A 14686-nucleotide genomic window follows, 5' to 3' on the forward strand; every position below is an offset into this window, starting at 1 on the left:
CGACCCCCGGCCGGCCGGCCGCGCGAGACCGGCCGGCCGGCCGACTGCTCCCGGGAACCGGGAGCGCTTCGTCACGGTACGGTGAGAAACGGCGGGAACACCGCTTTCGCGATACCGCCCTTCCTCACCCTCACCACGGTCGCCGGAGCTCCGACCACACCCTCCGGCAGGGGCAGGGTGAGCACATACACACCCGGTTCCACATGGGCGAAGCCGAACCAACCCGAGCCGTCGCTGAGCCGGACGGTCTTTTCACCGCCGCCGGTGAGCGGGGCGAGCGTCACCGGCACCTGGTCCAGCGGGCCGCCGCCCCGGAACACGAGCCTGCCCGTGACATGCCCGTCCCGGGGCGCCGCCTTCCACGGCATGCCGGGCACCGCCGCCTCGTCCTTGAACGGCGCGTCCTCACCCTGCGTCAACGCCTGCACCAGCTCGGCCCGCTCGGCCGCCAAGCCGTTGGCCGCCACATCCTTGCTGGGACCGGCGTACGAGTAGCCGCTCCAGCCGGCCGCGGTATTGCCCGCCTCGCTGGGCCGCAGCGCCTCCCTGACCTGGCTGAGCGAGTCCGCGACGCCGTTCAAGTACAGCGCGGGTCCGTTGACCGCCTGCCGCTCGCCCTGGTGGTCGGCCAGGAACTCGGACCACTCGGAGAACATGAGTGCCTGGTCCGGGTTCCAGTTGCGCTTGTAGTTCATGGTCACGGCGGTGTCCATGATCCCCTCGTCCAGCCATCCCGCCCAGTCCTGCAGGACCTCGGCGTACGTACGCGTGGCCTGCCAGCCGCCCACCGCCTGCGGCCCGTGCCCGTAGGTGACGGCGTCCATCGACAAGCGGATCTGCGGGTCGACCTCCCAGATACGGAGATAGATCTTGCGCACCAGATGGGTGACCTGGCTGCGCCGCCAGTCACTCCAGGCCGTGTCGGAGGGGAGGGGGATGTCCGTACGGCCCGTCGCCCGTTGGAAGCGGGCGACGGACACATCGTTGTAACCCCAGTCGCTGTGGGTGGTGGTGGAGCTGCCGTCCGGGTAGCGGACATAGTCGAGGTTGATGCCGTCCACGTCGTAGTTGCGGACAATGCTCTGGATGCCGCGGACGATGTAGTCGACGGCCGCCGGATGGCCGGGGTCGACATAGGAGTTGGCGCCCACCAGTTCCTGGCCGTCGGCCTTCTTGTTGAGCCAGCGGTCGGCGCCGGTGGCGCCCGGGCCGTGCCGGTTGAAGACGTGGTCCGGGGAGCGGGGCGGGGTGGTGCTGTTCCACATGGTGTTGACGTTGACCCAGGCGTGCACCTGCAGTCCGGCCGCGTGCCCCTGCCGGACCATTTCCTCCAGCGGATCGTAGGGCTCCGGGGCGATCGCGGCGTCGGTGCGCGGGTACAGGGCGTTGTTGCAGAAGCAGTCGTAACGCCGGGCCGTCTGAACGATCAGAGCGTTGGCGTTGACGTCCAACGCGTCTTTGACCAGGGCCGCTACCTGCGCGGGTGTGGAGATGCCCGGGTTGAACGCGTCCACCCAGTAGCTGCGCCACTGGGCCGGCGCCGCCGCGCCGTCGTCGGCGTGGGCGGGCGGCGCGGTGACCGCGCCGAAGAGCAGACCGAGGCCCGCCGCCAGGGTGGTGAGTACGCGAGGCAAACGCATGTGATGTGTCCCCTGTGGAGTTCATCGGCTACGGGCGTAGTCGTGGGAAGGCGGTGGGCCCCCGGCCGGCTCTAGGCGAACGTGGCACCCCAGGTGGCCGGCCCGACGATGCCGTCCACGCTCAGGCCCTTGCTCGACTGGAAGCTGCGGCAGGCGGAGTCGGATCCCGGTCCGTACTGGCCGTCCACGGCGAGGGAGTAGCCGTGCGCGCTGTTCATCCGGTACTGCCAGGTCGCCACGCTGGCGTGCTCGAAGGTCGGCGGCCGGCGGAAACTGACTCCGGGGTAGGGCAAGGGTCCGCCACCGGGGTTGACCTCGCCGCTGAGCACCCGGGAGTACAGGTTGCCCGGGCAGGCGGTCGCGTGGTGGTCCCGGTGGCCGGTGATGGCCTGCGCGGCGCCGCCCGACACCCGCAGGCGGTTGATCCCGTAGCGGACGGCGTCGATGAGCCCGGCGGTGATGGTGTCGTAGTTGCCGCTGGAGCCGCCGGTCAGCGCGCAGACCGCGTACCAGTCGTCGTTGCCCTGCGTGGTGCCCTGGGCGGCGGTGCGGACGTGCTCACCGCGGCCCTGAAAGAGGTAGCCGTGAACGCAGGCGAGGTGGCTGTAGGCGATGTCCGACCAGCCGTTGGAGTCCATGTGGAAGTTCTGGATGCCCCGCACCTGGGCGGCGCAGTCGGCGTGGCTGGCCTTGGCCACTTTCACCGCATCGACGTGATGGACGACCACGCCGCCCTGTGCCGGGGTGATGTTGTCGCTGACGCTCTGGGGCGCCCTGGCGCCCCATTGGGAGCGGGTGACGAACGTGGCCATCAGCGCCGCCCTCCTCGGCCCAGGGCACAGTCGACGGTGGCGTTCAACGGCTCGGCATGGGCGCTGCGCGCCGCTTCGGGGCCATGGACGGCGCCGGGATGGCGGGAGTGCGTGACGAGGGGAAGTTCACGGCTTCCCGGCGGGAGGGGGGTGGCGGCACGCGCGGGTCCGGAACATATGGCGGGCAGCGCGAGCGCACCGGCGGCTGCCGCCAGCAGTGTCGCGCGGCGAGATGGGCCGTGAGTCAACGGTCCTCCAAGTCGTGGTGAAGTGGGAGCGATTGTCGAGTCATTGACAGGTTCCCGTCAAGGGAATCGCGGTCGTCCGATCGCACCTGCTTCACATGGACATGCGTGGCCGCCACTTGACGCCATCGATGCGGGAGGAGGCGCGCACATCGTTGGCCTCCGGTGATCGCCTGGTCGATACCGAGTTCACCGATCCGCAAGCCATGCGGGCGTTGGCGCATCCGGTACGGCTGGCGATCCTTGACCGCTTTCAGGGGCACGTGCCTGCGACCTGCGGGGCTCGGAAAGCCGTCGCTGCAGGTCAGGCCGTGTAGCGGTACTCGTTGATGACGCCGCCGAGGAAGCGGGTCCGCAGGAGTCGGCGGCCGAGGACGGTGTCGAGGTGGAAGAAGCCGACGACAGTGACGCCTTCGGCCCGGCCGGCGAGGAACTCCCTCCAGGTCGGGCCGGTACGGCGCGGGGCCGGGTCGGTGCCGGCCGTGTGGAGGATCCCCGGACCGTGGAGGCTGCGACCGGATGCCCACGTCGGGCCGGTTCGCGCTGGATCCGCCTGTGCTCCCGTCGCGGGCCCTCCCCGGCAAGCTCCACACCGACAAGGGCCACGACTACCGCTACCTGCGGGCGATGGCTGGCGCAGCGGGGCGTGCGGCACCGCATCGCCCGCAAGAGCGTCGAGATAACCGCCGGCGTGGTGCTCCCTCCACAGCGCATCGCGCTGGAGCCCGGACGTCAGCTGGAGCTGCCGCCGTCCGGCACCTGGCTGTTCGACCCGCCGCACACCGCGATCCGGTTCATCGCCAAGCACGTGGGCATGGCCCATGTGCACGGCCGCTTCACGCGGTTCGAGGGCGGCATCCGCGTCGCGCAGAACATGGCCGACTCCCAGGTCCAGGTGCGCATCGACGCGTCCAGCCTCACCACGGGCAACCAGACGCGTGACAACCACCTGCGGTCCGGGGACTTCCTCGACGTCGAGCACTACCCGTACATCGACTTCACCAGCACCAGGTTCGCCTACCGCGGCGGCTCCAAGTGGACCCTGCACGGCACCCTCACCCTGCACGGCACCAGCCGCTCCGTGGGACTCGACACCGAGTACCTCGGCACCGTGAACGGCGGCTACGAGCAGGAACTGCGCTGCGCCGCGCTCGCGAAGGCCGAACTGCACCGCCAGGACTTCACCCTCGACTACCGTTCGATGCTCGCCCGCGGCATCGCCGTGGTCGGCCCCACGGTCCAACTGGAGCTCGACGTACAGGCCATGTACCGGACCCCCGACATGCCGACCCCGCCCAACTAGCGGATTCACCGGCCGTGGACGGCGGGGCCGGGATGCCGGCCCCGCCGTCGACGTCCGGTCAGCGCAGCGGGTCGAACGGCGCGAGCTGCGCGGGGCGTTCGCCGGTGACCATCGTCTCGGCGAGCAGCAGTCCGGTGGCCGGGCCGAGGGTGATGCCCCACATGCCGTGTCCGCCCGCGGCGAAGACCCGGGGTGAGCGGGTGCGGCCGATCAGGGGAAGTCCGTCGGTCGTGCACGGGCGTGAGCCGACCCACTCGTCCTTGCGGGCGTCCAGGTCGGCCCCGCGCAGCAGCGGGCGGGCCGCCTCGGCGATGGCGTTGATCCGGCGGGCGTCCAGGGGCGCTTCCGGCTTGCGGAACTCCATCATTCCGGCGACGCGCAGCCGGTCGCCGAGCGGCGTGCAGGCGACGCGCTGTCCGGGGAAGTAGACCGGGCCGGAGGGCACGTGCTCGACCGGGACGCTGAAGCTGTATCCCCGGCCGGCCTGCACGAGGGAGCGGACGCCGAACTTCCTTGCGTGCCGGCCGAGCCAGGCTCCGGTGGCCAGGACCACCGCGTCGAAGCGTCGGTTCTGGCCGTCACCGGTCAGGACGGTGACGCCGGTGGCCGCGTCCCGCACATCGGTGACCTCGGTCTTCTCCCGGATCTCCCCGCCCCGGGCACGGACCGCGTCGGCCAGGGAGTGCGTGAAGTGTCCCGGGTCGATGTAGCGCTGACCGTGCAGCCGGATCGCCGCGCCGATCTCGTCCGAGAGGGACGGCTCGACCCCCCGGGCCTCGTCTCCGTCGAGGACGTCGAACTCCATGCTCTGGCCCGCGGCGTGGATCTGTTCGAGTTCCTCCAGCAGGACCCGGCGCTCCCCTGCTGTGCGGTAGGCCGCGAGGAAGGACTTGGCGTCGAGGGTGCGCGCCTCCACGCCTCCTTCGGCCAGCAGGTCGAAGGAGGACAGCGACAGGCCGTTGATGGGGACGAGCGCGCGCATCGCGCGCAGCCACCGTGTCGCGGTGCTGTTGCGGGCGAATCCTGCCAGGAACCTGAGCAGGCCGGGGTTCGCGCTGGGCGGGACGTAGACCGGGGAGGACGGGCTGAGGACCGCCCGGAGGCCGTAGCTGAGCACCGCGGGCTCGGGCAACGGTGTCGCCAGTCCGGGGGTGAGCCATCCGGCGTTGCCCCAGGACGACCCGGCGGCCACCCCCGCACGGTCGTACACGGTGACGTCGACTCCTCGTTCCTGCAGGAACCAGGCGGTGGACAGTCCGACCATGCCGGCGCCGACGATGGCGACGGAGCGGGGGCCGGAGTACGCGGGCGAAGACGGGCGGACCATGCGAAACCTCTTTTCCAAAGCGGTGATGTCTTGATGGTGAGCCCGGTCCGCCCGGTTGTCTTTGTGCTGTGCGGCCAATGGCAGCCGGATCGATGATGTGCCGAGCACTGTGCACCGGAGTCACAATGGGGGCATGACCTTGCGCATGAGCCGTTCCTCTCCCCCCGCGGGGTGCCAGCGATGATCACGGTCACCGATCTCGTGGACTCCCTGGGCGCCGGGTTCCTCCGCACGGTCGTGGCGGCCGGGGACGCCGAGGTGCACGACATCGCCCTGGCCGAGCCCGGCGACGCCGGAGGACAGCCGGGGGAACTCGTCCTGGGGGTGGGCGTGACCGACCGGGCGGAGGCCCTTGCCCTGCTGGAGCGGGCCGCACGGGCGGCGGCCGGGGGCGTCGTCCTCAGGAGCCCCTTCGCCGGCGATCCCCAGGTGGCCCGCGCCACCCGCGAACTGGCGGGCCCCGCGCTGGTCGAACTGCAGCCGCACACCTCATGGGCGCATGTCGTCTGGTTGCTGCGAGGTGTCATCGACCGGGCCGCCGCGCCCGACACCAGTCGCCTCGGTACGCCCGGACCGCACGTCGACCTGTTCGCGCTGGCCGACGCGGCGGCCGAGATCATCGACGCGCCCGTGACGGTGGAGGACGCGCAGTCCAGGGTGCTCGCGTACTCCGCGCGGCAGGACACGACCGATCCGGCGAGGGTCTCCACCATCGTGGGACGACGCGTCCCGCCGGAGACCCTCACCCATTTCCGGGCCGGCGGTGTCTTCCGCAGGCTCGCCCGCTCCAGCGACCCCATCTGGACCCCGGCGGGCCCCGACGGCACGCTGCCCCGGCTGATCATCCCGGTGCGGGCCGGCGGCGAGTGGCTCGGCTCGATCTGGGCGGTGGTCAGCCCTCCGGTCCCGGAGGAGCGCATCCGGGAGCTCCGCGACGTGGCCTCGGTCCTCGCCCTGCATCTGCTGCGGCTGCGCGCCGAGGCGGGTATCGCCCGGCGGGTGTCGACCGGCCGGCTGCGGGCGACCCTGCGCGAGGGAGCCGCACCGGGTCCGGGCACGCTTCCCGGACCGGACGCGGCGCCTGCGCTGCCGGCGGGTCCCTGGCGGGTGGTCGCCTTCGGGTCGCCCTACGGAACCGACGACGTACGCAGGCAGCTGGATCTGTGGGAATCCGTGGCGCGCCGCTTCGGCTGGCACGAGCCCTTGCTGACCGACCTCGACGGGCTGCTGTTCGGCCTGGTCACCGAGCGGCCCCGCGGCAGACGGCCGGTCACGGCCGGCGCTATGGCCGACGCCGGTGCGGGCACCCTCGACTGGCTCCGCCATGTACTCGGTGAGGTCCACGCGCGCGATGCGGGCCTGTACGCCGTCGCGGGGGGCCCTGCCCACTCCCCCGACCGGTTGCCCCGTTCCACCGCGGAGGCCGGGGAGCTCCACCGGCTGGTCACCGCGGGCCGGCTCCCGCTCCACGGTACGAAGGGGATCCTCCTGATGGAGGACGCCTGGGACGCCGTCGTCGTGGAGCGTGCCACGGCGGCCGTCGGGATCGACACGGGCCTGCTCGGCGGCCCGCTCGCCGTGCTGCGCGCGCACGACGAGGAGCACGGCACGCCGTACCGCGCGACGCTCGCGGCCTGGCTGGACCACTTCGGTGACCCGCAGAGCGCCGCGCGGCTGCTGCGGATCCACCCCAACACGCTGCGGTACCGGCTGCGCAAGCTCGACGAGGTGGCTCCGGTGGACCTTTCCTCTCCCCGCGTGCGGCTGGCTCTGCGGCTGCAGCTCACGGCGATGGGTACGTCGGCGGCCCAGGGTGAGGGGCCCGGTCCTCTCCCGCCGCCGCCCCGTCCGTGACGGCTCGCGACCTCGTCCGGCCGGCCATGGAACGTGCGTTCATCAAAAATGATTCATGGATGATAAGACAGGAGGTCGGATACCGCGCGTCGAGGGAGTTCATGTGACCGAGCAGGCAGCGGAGACCACCGACAGGCGGGTCTTCGTCGATCAGCAGAGCCCGGACGCCTATCGCGCTCTGTCGGCCACGGCCGAGGCGGTGCGCAAGGTCGCGGCCGACGCCGGGCTGGACCGCATCCTCGTCGAGCTGGTCAACATCCGGGTCTCCCAGCTCAACGCGTGCGCGTTCTGCCTCAGCCTGCACACGTCGAGGGCGTTGCGCGCCGGTGAGACCACGCAGCGTCTGGGTGTGCTGCCCGCCTGGCGCGACACCGAACTGTTCGATCCTCGCGAGCGTGCCGCGCTGGCGCTGGCCGAGGCGACCACGCTTCCTGCGGACGCGGACGCGCAGACCTCCGCCTACGGCATCGCCCGCTCCGTACTGTCGGAGGACGAGATCTCCGCCGTGATCTGGGTGGCGATCACCATGAACGCCTTCAACCGGGTCTCGGTCCTGAGCAAGCACCCGGTGCGCAGCCGGGCCGCGGCACCGGCCGGCTGAACGCCCCGCGGGCCTGCTGTGGCCTCACGTTCCGCCCTGGCCCCGTCGACCACGCGCAGGGGCGGGACTGGTACCACCGGTACCAGGGACGCGGTCGTCCGGTTCCGGACGCAGGTCTTCGGCCTGTTACGTCGCCGTGGCACCGCGCCTACCGTCCTGATCATGGACACGACAGGCATGCTCGACGAAGCACTTCAGCGACTGCCCCGTTCCGGGCCGCAGCGGCGGCGGAGCAGTTCCACGCCGGGGCCCGTGAGGTCGTCGCAGTACACCGCGCGTCCCGTCATGGCCATCACCAGGGCCACGGTCGGGCCGGACACCAGGGGTCCGGAACCGGTGGTGAAGGGACCGTCGTCGGCGACGAGCCGCAGGCCGCCGATCCGGCCCTTGGCCACGACGACCTGGTCCGTGCTCCGGTAGTACTCGGCGACCCGTGTGACGACGTCGGCCGGATGGTCGCGACGGATGCCCAGCGGGCGCCGGATGTCCTCTCCGTGCACGATCGTCTCGCCCAGCATGGCGATGACGGGCAAAGGGGGCTTGGTCGTGCTCGGGACGGCGCGCCGGAACCGGTCGAGGGTCTCGGCCGGGGTCGCGCCCATCTGCTCGGCCAGCCGCATGGCCACCTGCTGGTCGAAGTCGAACCGGCAGCGGATCACCCCGGCCAGCCAGCGCGGCCCGTTCAGGCTCGCGCCCGCGGTGAGGTGCGCCAGCACCTCGCGCACGTTCAGGCCGGTGCACAGTGACGGCGTCACCCACCGCTCGTCGGCCAGTCCGGCGAGATCGGCCGCCAGCGCAGCGCGTTCCGCGTGGACCGAGGACCAGAGGGCCGTCCCGCGGACACGGCGGCCTGTCGTGGGTTCGGGATGGTTCATGGGTTCGGGATGGTTCATGCGGGCAGGTCTCCTGTCACGGGGCGTACGGCTCGGGTGTGGCCGGCGTGCTCTCGGTTCGTGAGGGAGACTCCCGGTCCGGGACGAAGTCATCGGTCGCCGATGACTTCCGGAGGCCGGGCCGGTCCCCCTGGTGTACGACGACAACGTTCCCGGGACGGAGGTGACGACCGTGCAAAACGGTTCCGCCTACGCCGAGGTCAACGGTCTCGAGATGTACTACGAGGTCCACGGCGTCGACCACGCGCCCCGGCGCCCGCTGGTGCTGCTGCACGGCGGGGTCCTCACGGTCGGGCTGTCCTTCGGTGCCGTGCTGCCCGCCCTGGCCGCCGACCGGCCGGTGGTCGCTCCCGAACTGCAGGGACACGGGCACACCGCCGACGTCGACCGCGCCATGAGGGTGCCGGATCTGGCTTCCGACGTGGTGGCACTGCTCGACGCGATCGGTGTCGAAGAGGCCGATCTCCTCGGGTACAGCCTCGGCGGGCTGATCGCCCTCGAGATCGGGGTCAGGCATCCCGGGCGGGTGGGGCGGCTCGTGCTCGCCGCCGCCCCGTACACGCAGGACGGCGTCCATGAGGAGGTCCGCACCCCCGACTACAGCTCACCGCGGCTGCCCGGCGAGGCGGACTTCCGGGAGATGGCCGACGCGTACGCGGCGAGCGCGCCGTATCCCGAGCGCTTCGAGAATCTCCTCGCCAAGTGCTCCGCGTCGGCGCACGCCCCGCTGCCCTGGACCGCCGACGACCTGCGCGGGCCGGCCGCTCCCACCCTGCTGGTCATCGGCGACACCGACTTCGTACGGGTCGAGCACGCCGCCGAGATGCAGCGGCTGATTCCGCGGTCGCGGCTGGCCGTGCTGCCCGCCACCACGCACATGACGCTGATGCGGCGGACGTCCCTGCTCCTGCCGCTGCTGGACGAGTTCCTCGGCTGAGCACCGGCGGCGGGGAGCGGGGACCGGAACGGGGACGACCGGCGGTCGGCGGTCGGCGGTCGGCGGTCGGCGGTCGGCGGTCGGCGGTCGGCTCAGGCGAGTTCCACGAGGAGGTCGCCGCCCTCCACCTGCTGGATGCGGTTGATGGCCAGCCGGCTCACCGTGCCGGACTTCGGAGCGGTGATCGCGGCCTCCATCTTCATCGCCTCGATGGTGGCCACCGTGGCACCGGCCGCCACCTCGTCGCCCTCGGCGACCGCGAGGGTCACCACTCCGGCGAACGGCGCCGCGACATGCCCGGGATCGTTCCGGTCGGCCTTCTCGGTGACCGGGACGTCGGAGGCGGCGGCCCGGTCGCGGACCTGGATCGGCCGCATCTGACCGTTCAGGGTGGACATCACGGTGCGCATGCCGCGCTCGTCGGCGTCGCCCACGGCCTGGAGTTCGATGAGCAGCCGCACCCCGGGGTCGAGGTCGACGGTGTACTCCTTGTCGGGGCGCAGTCCGTAGAAGAAGGCCTTGCTGTCCAGGACGCTGGTGTCGCCGAAGGTCTGCCGGTGCGTCTCGAACTCGCGGGCCGGGCCGGGGAACAGCAGGCGGTTGAGGGTGGCCCGGCGGTCCTTCGCCAGCCCGGCGCGGTCGTCCGCGGTCAGTTCCTGCACCGGCTTGGCCTCGGCGCGGCCGCGCAGTGCCTTGGTCCGGAACGGCTCGGGCCAGCCGCCGGGCGGGGTGCCGAGTTCGCCGCGCAGGAAGCCGATGACGGAGTCGGGGATGTCGAACCGGTCCGGGTCCTGCTCGAAGTCCCGCGGGGACACTCCGGCGCCCACCAGGTGCAGGGCCAGGTCGCCGACCACCTTCGACGAGGGGGTCACCTTGACGAGGCGGCCGAGGATCCGGTCGGCGGCGGCGTACATCGCCTCGATGTCCTCGAAGCGGTCTCCCAGTCCGAGGGCGATGGCCTGGGTGCGCAGGTTGGAGAGCTGCCCGCCGGGGATCTCGTGGTGGTAGACGCGGCCGGTGGGTGAGGCCAGGCCCGCTTCGAAGGGGGCGTAGACCTTGCGGACGCTCTCCCAGTACGGCTCCAGGTCGCCGACGGCCTGGAGGTCGAGGCCGGTGGGCCGGTCCGAGTGGTCGGTCGCCGCGACGATCGCCGACAGACTGGGCTGCGAGGTGGTGCCCGCCATGGACGCCACCGCGCCGTCGACGGCGTCCGCTCCGGCCCGAATGGCGGCGAGATAGGTGGCGAGCTGCCCGCCGGAGGTGTCGTGGGTGTGCAGGTGGACCGGCAGGTCGAACTCCCGGCGCAGGGCGGACACCAGGGTCGCCGCCGCGGGTGCCCTCAGCAGGCCTGCCATGTCCTTGACGGCCAGGACGTGCGCGCCCGCGGCCACGATCTGCTCGGCCAGGCGCAGGTAGTAGTCCAGGGTGTAGAGCCGCTCGGACGGGTCGGACAGGTCGGAGGTGTAGCACAGGGCAACCTCCGCGACGGCCGTCCCGGTCTCCCGTACGGCGTCGATGGCGGGCCGCATCTGGGCGACGTCGTTCAGCGCGTCGAAGATGCGGAAGATGTCGATGCCGGTGGCCGCCGCCTCCTGGACGAAGGCGTCGGTCACCTCGGTCGGGTACGGCGTGTAGCCCACGGTGTTGCGGCCGCGCAGCAGCATCTGAAGGCAGATGTTCGGTACGGCTTCGCGCAGGGCCGCCAGGCGTTCCCAGGGGTCCTCGGCGAGGAAGCGCAGGGCGACGTCGTAGGTGGCGCCGCCCCAGCACTCCAGGGAGAGCAGTTCGGGCAGGGTGCGCGCCACCACGGGGGCGACGGCGAGCAGGTCCTTGGTGCGGACCCGGGTGGCGAGCAGCGACTGGTGGGCGTCGCGGAAGGTGGTGTCGGTGACGCCGACGGTGGGTGCGGCGCGCAGCCGGCTCGCGAATCCCTCGGGGCCGAGTTCCGCGAGCAGTTGCCGGGATCCGGGCGCCGGCTCGGCCGCGGCCGGCCGGGGCAGCTTGGTCGTGGGGTCGATCAGTTCGGGCCGCTCGCCGTGCGGCTTGTTGACCGTGACGTCGGCGAGGTAGGTCAGCAGCTTCGTGCCGCGGTCGGCGGAGTGGCGTGCGGTGAGCAGGTGCGGGCGCTGCTCGATGAACGACGTGGTGACCCGGCCGGCCTGGAACTCCGGATCGTCGAGCACGGCCTGGAGGAAGGGGATGTTGGTGGAGACGCCGCGGATGCGGAACTCGGCCACGGCGCGCCGGGCCCGGCCCACGGCGGTGGTGAAGTCCCGGCCCCGGCAGGTCAGTTTCACCAGCATGGAGTCGAAGTGGGCGCTGATCTCCGTACCGGCGTGGGTGGTGCCGCCGTCCAGGCGGATGCCGGAGCCGCCGGGCGAGCGGTAGGCGCTGATCTGCCCGGTGTCGGGGCGGAAGCCGTTGGCCGGGTCCTCGGTGGTGATGCGGCACTGCAGCGCGGCGCCGCGCAGGGTGATGTTCTCCTGGGCGAGTCCGAGGTCGGCGAGTGTCTCACCGGCGGCGATGCGCAGTTGCGCCTGTACGAGGTCGACGTCGGTGACCTCCTCGGTCACCGTGTGCTCCACCTGGATGCGGGGGTTCATCTCGATGAAGACGTGGTTCCCGCCGCGGTCGACGAGGAATTCCACGGTGCCGGCGTTGCGGTAGCCGATCTGGCGGGCGAAGCGCACGGCGTCGGCGCAGATCCTGTCCCGCAGCTCCGGGTCGAGGTTCGGCGCGGGCGCGAGTTCGATCACCTTCTGGTGGCGGCGCTGCACCGAGCAGTCGCGCTCGAACAGGTGGATGACGTTGCCCTCGCCGTCGGCGAGGATCTGCACCTCGATGTGGCGGGGATCGACGACGGCCCGCTCCAGGAAGACCGTGGGGTCACCGAACGCGGACGCGGCCTCCCGCGAGGCCGCCTCGATGGACTCCCGCAGTTGGGCGGGGTCCTCGACCCGGCGCATCCCGCGTCCGCCACCGCCGGCGACCGCCTTGACGAACACGGGGAAGCCGATGCCGTCGGCGGCGCGGACGAGTTCCTCCACGTCGGTGGAGGGCTCCGAGGAGCCCAGTACCGGCACGTCCGCCGCGCGGGCCGCGGCGACGGCGCGCGCCTTGTTGCCGGTCAGCTCCAGGATCCGGGCGCTCGGTCCGACGAAGGTGATGCCCGCCTCCTCGCACGCCAGGGCCAGCTCGGGGTTCTCGGACAGGAATCCGTAGCCCGGGTAGACGGCGTCGGCGCCCGCCCGGCGTGCCGCGCCGACGATCTCCTCGACCGAGAGATAGGCGCGCACCGGATGCCCGACCTCGCCGATCTGGTACGCCTCGTCCGCCTTGAGCCGGTGGAGCGAGTTGCGGTCCTCGTGGGGGAAGACCGCGACCGTTCGGGCGCCCAGCTCGTAGCCCGCGCGGAACGCCCTGATCGCGATCTCACCACGGTTGGCTACCAGCACCTTGCGGAACATGTTGATCCCTTCAGCCTGCCCGGTGACGAAGACCATCGTGTCGGTGGCGGGCCCGGTGCGCCATGTGAGCCGGGCCACTCGTCCCGCGCCGGGCGGGGTCTCCGCTTCGGCGCCGTGGGGCACGTCAGCGCGCGGGGGCGGCGTCCCGACGGCCGGGGTGGCCGAGCCAGTAGCCGAAGCCCCGGCGGGTGCGGATCAGTGCGGGGTGTTCCTTGTCCACCTTGTGTCTCAGGCGGGAGACGAGCTTCTCGATGGCCGAGTTGGCGCGGTACTCGCCCCACACGTGCCGGCTGATCTGCTCCTTCGACAGCACGCGTTCGGCGTTGGCCAGCAGGTGGCTCAGGAGCCGGTACTCGGCGGGGGTGAGGTCGAGCTGTCTGGACCCGCGCCATGCCTGGCAGGTGGCGTCGTCCAGGACCAGGTCGCCGTAGCGGTGCATCCCCTGCTGCTCGGGGGCGCGGCCGCGCAGCAGGACCTGGACCCTGGCCAGGACTTCGGCGATCCGCACCGGCTTGGTGACGTAGTCCTCGCCGCCCGGGCCGAGTTCGGGCAGGAGGCTGTGGAGGAGGTCGCAGGTGGTCAGGAACAGCAGCGGCGGCCGGTCCGCGGGCGCCACGCGCCGCCCCCGGGTGAAGCCGGTCAGGTCGGGCAGGGTGGCGTCCAGGACCACCAGGTCGAAGCGGTGCTCCGTGAACCGCACCATCCCGTCGGCCGCGGTTGCCGCGGTGCAGACCCGATGGCCCACCAACTCGAGGGCGGTGGCGATCAGTTCGGTCACCGAGGGGTCCTGCTCGACCACCAGGACGTGCCGCCCGTCGCCGCGGGGCGACGACGGTCCCTCTCCGAGGACGCGGCCCGCCGGACAGCCGGTGCTCCGGTGCGCGGGGAGGCCGTCCGGGTGGGACGTGGGCGTCATGGCTCGATGCCGGCCTCGGCTCGGGCGACGAAGTCGCCCACCATGCGGGGGAAGAGCTCGGCGAGCAGACGGAGGTCCTCGGGCGGCCGGTCCGCCGGCGCCACCCGCATGCCCCGGAGGTTCACCTCCCGTATCCGGTCGGCGGCGGTCAGTCCGGTCTCGGTGAGCCGGACGCGCGGGGCCCGCCGGCCCTCCGGATCGGGGACCCGCTGTACGCGGCCGTCCTTCTCCAACCGTCCCGGCTGCCGGGTGACAGGGGATGCCTCCACGGACAGGCGGGCCGCCGGCGTCCCGGGGCGCAGCGGATCACTCCCGGCGGCGTGCCGCAGGATCGCCGCGGCGGCCCGGTCCAGCGACAGCCCGGCCACGGCCGTCGGGCGCTCGTGCTGCCGGACCCGGCCCACCAGGTGGGTGACACGGGCGAGGGCCCGCTCGATCCCGACCGGATCCGGCGAGGCGGGCAGGGGCACCCCTGTGGGCGCGGGTACCACTGTGGGCTGCGGGGTGGGCATGCGGTCACCGTAGAGTTACTTGACTAAGTTAAGCAAGGCGGGACACGGGCCTTCTTACTCCCGCGTCACCTCCACTCCACCGTCGAACCCCCCATGTGACTTGAATCACGTCAGGCTGAGGTCAGGAAACTGACCGGAAGGTGTCAGCCTGCTCCGCTTCCATGCCCGGTGGCCGAGCT

The 14686-nt window shown here is 72.0% G+C and carries 10 protein-coding genes and 1 pseudogene; 4 read left to right on the top strand and 7 right to left on the bottom strand.

The annotated features are described in order from the left end of the window. Window positions 1–71: 71 nt before the first annotated feature. Window positions 72–1640 (bottom strand): glycoside hydrolase family 10-like protein, encoded by a 1569-nt coding sequence (locus tag AOK11_RS17835; RefSeq protein WP_055594712.1) that lies wholly within the window; start codon window positions 1638–1640, stop codon window positions 72–74. A gap of 71 nt (window positions 1641–1711) precedes the next feature. Continuing rightward, the gene (locus AOK11_RS17840) at window positions 1712–2452 is read right to left on the bottom strand and encodes a peptidoglycan recognition protein family protein (RefSeq protein WP_055594713.1); all 741 of its coding nucleotides are present in this window, start codon (window positions 2450–2452) and stop codon (window positions 1712–1714) included. A 918-nt stretch (window positions 2453–3370) separates the two neighbouring features. On the opposite strand from AOK11_RS17840, the pseudogene AOK11_RS17850 reads away from it, so the two are divergent. After that, window positions 3371–4000, top strand: a pseudogene (locus tag AOK11_RS17850) (YceI family protein); the annotation flags it as partial. A 58-nt stretch (window positions 4001–4058) separates the two neighbouring features. On the opposite strand, the gene AOK11_RS17855 reads toward AOK11_RS17850, so the two are convergent. Beyond that, on the bottom strand, window positions 4059–5327 hold the full coding sequence (locus tag AOK11_RS17855; RefSeq protein WP_055594715.1) for an NAD(P)/FAD-dependent oxidoreductase: 1269 nt from the start codon (window positions 5325–5327) through the stop codon (window positions 4059–4061). A gap of 180 nt (window positions 5328–5507) precedes the next feature. Between AOK11_RS17855 and AOK11_RS17860 the strand changes: the two genes are divergently transcribed. Continuing rightward, the gene (locus AOK11_RS17860) at window positions 5508–7181 is read left to right on the top strand and encodes a PucR family transcriptional regulator (protein WP_055594716.1); all 1674 of its coding nucleotides are present in this window, start codon (window positions 5508–5510) and stop codon (window positions 7179–7181) included. Between the two features lie 103 nt (window positions 7182–7284). Next, window positions 7285–7782 carry a carboxymuconolactone decarboxylase family protein gene (locus tag AOK11_RS17865; protein WP_055594717.1) on the top strand — a complete coding sequence of 166 codons (498 nt, stop codon included), beginning with the start codon at window positions 7285–7287 and terminating at the stop codon, window positions 7780–7782. 194 nt (window positions 7783–7976) lie between these two features. Here AOK11_RS17865 and AOK11_RS17870 read toward each other — a convergent pair whose 3' ends face one another. Further along, the gene (locus tag AOK11_RS17870; RefSeq protein ID WP_055594725.1) at window positions 7977–8657 is read right to left on the bottom strand and encodes a maleylpyruvate isomerase family mycothiol-dependent enzyme; all 681 of its coding nucleotides are present in this window, start codon (window positions 8655–8657) and stop codon (window positions 7977–7979) included. Between the two features lie 190 nt (window positions 8658–8847). Here AOK11_RS17870 and AOK11_RS17875 point away from each other — a divergent pair, with 190 nt between their 5' ends. Next, on the top strand, window positions 8848–9612 hold the full coding sequence (locus AOK11_RS17875; protein WP_240497380.1) for an alpha/beta fold hydrolase: 765 nt from the start codon (window positions 8848–8850) through the stop codon (window positions 9610–9612). A gap of 92 nt (window positions 9613–9704) precedes the next feature. On the opposite strand, the gene AOK11_RS17880 is transcribed toward AOK11_RS17875, so the two are convergent. The 3 genes from AOK11_RS17880 to AOK11_RS17890 all read right to left on the bottom strand — a co-directional run bounded on the left by AOK11_RS17880 (window position 9705) and on the right by AOK11_RS17890 (window position 14507). Further along, window positions 9705–13079, bottom strand: coding sequence for a pyruvate carboxylase (locus AOK11_RS17880; RefSeq protein WP_055594727.1), 3375 nt, complete (start codon window positions 13077–13079; stop codon window positions 9705–9707). A 124-nt stretch (window positions 13080–13203) separates the two neighbouring features. Continuing rightward, window positions 13204–13995, bottom strand: coding sequence for a response regulator transcription factor (locus AOK11_RS17885; RefSeq protein WP_079034927.1), 792 nt, complete (start codon window positions 13993–13995; stop codon window positions 13204–13206). Next, the gene (locus AOK11_RS17890) at window positions 13992–14507 is read right to left on the bottom strand and encodes a MarR family winged helix-turn-helix transcriptional regulator (RefSeq protein WP_055594718.1); all 516 of its coding nucleotides are present in this window, start codon (window positions 14505–14507) and stop codon (window positions 13992–13994) included. Before AOK11_RS17890 ends, AOK11_RS17885 begins: the two co-directional genes overlap by 4 nt. Window positions 14508–14686 lie beyond the last annotated feature (179 nt).

The organism is Streptomyces hirsutus, from assembly GCF_001418415.1.
Classification (GTDB): domain Bacteria; phylum Actinomycetota; class Actinomycetes; order Streptomycetales; family Streptomycetaceae; genus Streptomyces; species Streptomyces hirsutus.

Excerpts from the sequence above, each read along its gene's own strand:
- AOK11_RS17835 (WP_055594712.1), bottom strand. The coding sequence starts at position 1,640 with ATGCGTTTGCCTCGCGTACTCACCACCCTGGCGGCGGGCCTCGGTCTG.
- AOK11_RS17840 (WP_055594713.1), bottom strand. The coding sequence starts at position 2,452 with ATGGCCACGTTCGTCACCCGCTCCCAATGGGGCGCCAGGGCGCCCCAG.
- AOK11_RS17855 (WP_055594715.1), bottom strand. The coding sequence starts at position 5,327 with ATGGTCCGCCCGTCTTCGCCCGCGTACTCCGGCCCCCGCTCCGTCGCC.
- AOK11_RS17860 (WP_055594716.1), top strand. The coding sequence starts at position 5,508 with ATGATCACGGTCACCGATCTCGTGGACTCCCTGGGCGCCGGGTTCCTC.
- AOK11_RS17870 (WP_055594725.1), bottom strand. The coding sequence starts at position 8,657 with ATGAACCATCCCGAACCCACGACAGGCCGCCGTGTCCGCGGGACGGCC.
- AOK11_RS17880 (WP_055594727.1), bottom strand. The coding sequence starts at position 13,079 with ATGTTCCGCAAGGTGCTGGTAGCCAACCGTGGTGAGATCGCGATCAGG.
- AOK11_RS17885 (WP_079034927.1), bottom strand. The coding sequence starts at position 13,995 with ATGACGCCCACGTCCCACCCGGACGGCCTCCCCGCGCACCGGAGCACC.
- AOK11_RS17890 (WP_055594718.1), bottom strand. The coding sequence starts at position 14,507 with ATGCCCACCCCGCAGCCCACAGTGGTACCCGCGCCCACAGGGGTGCCC.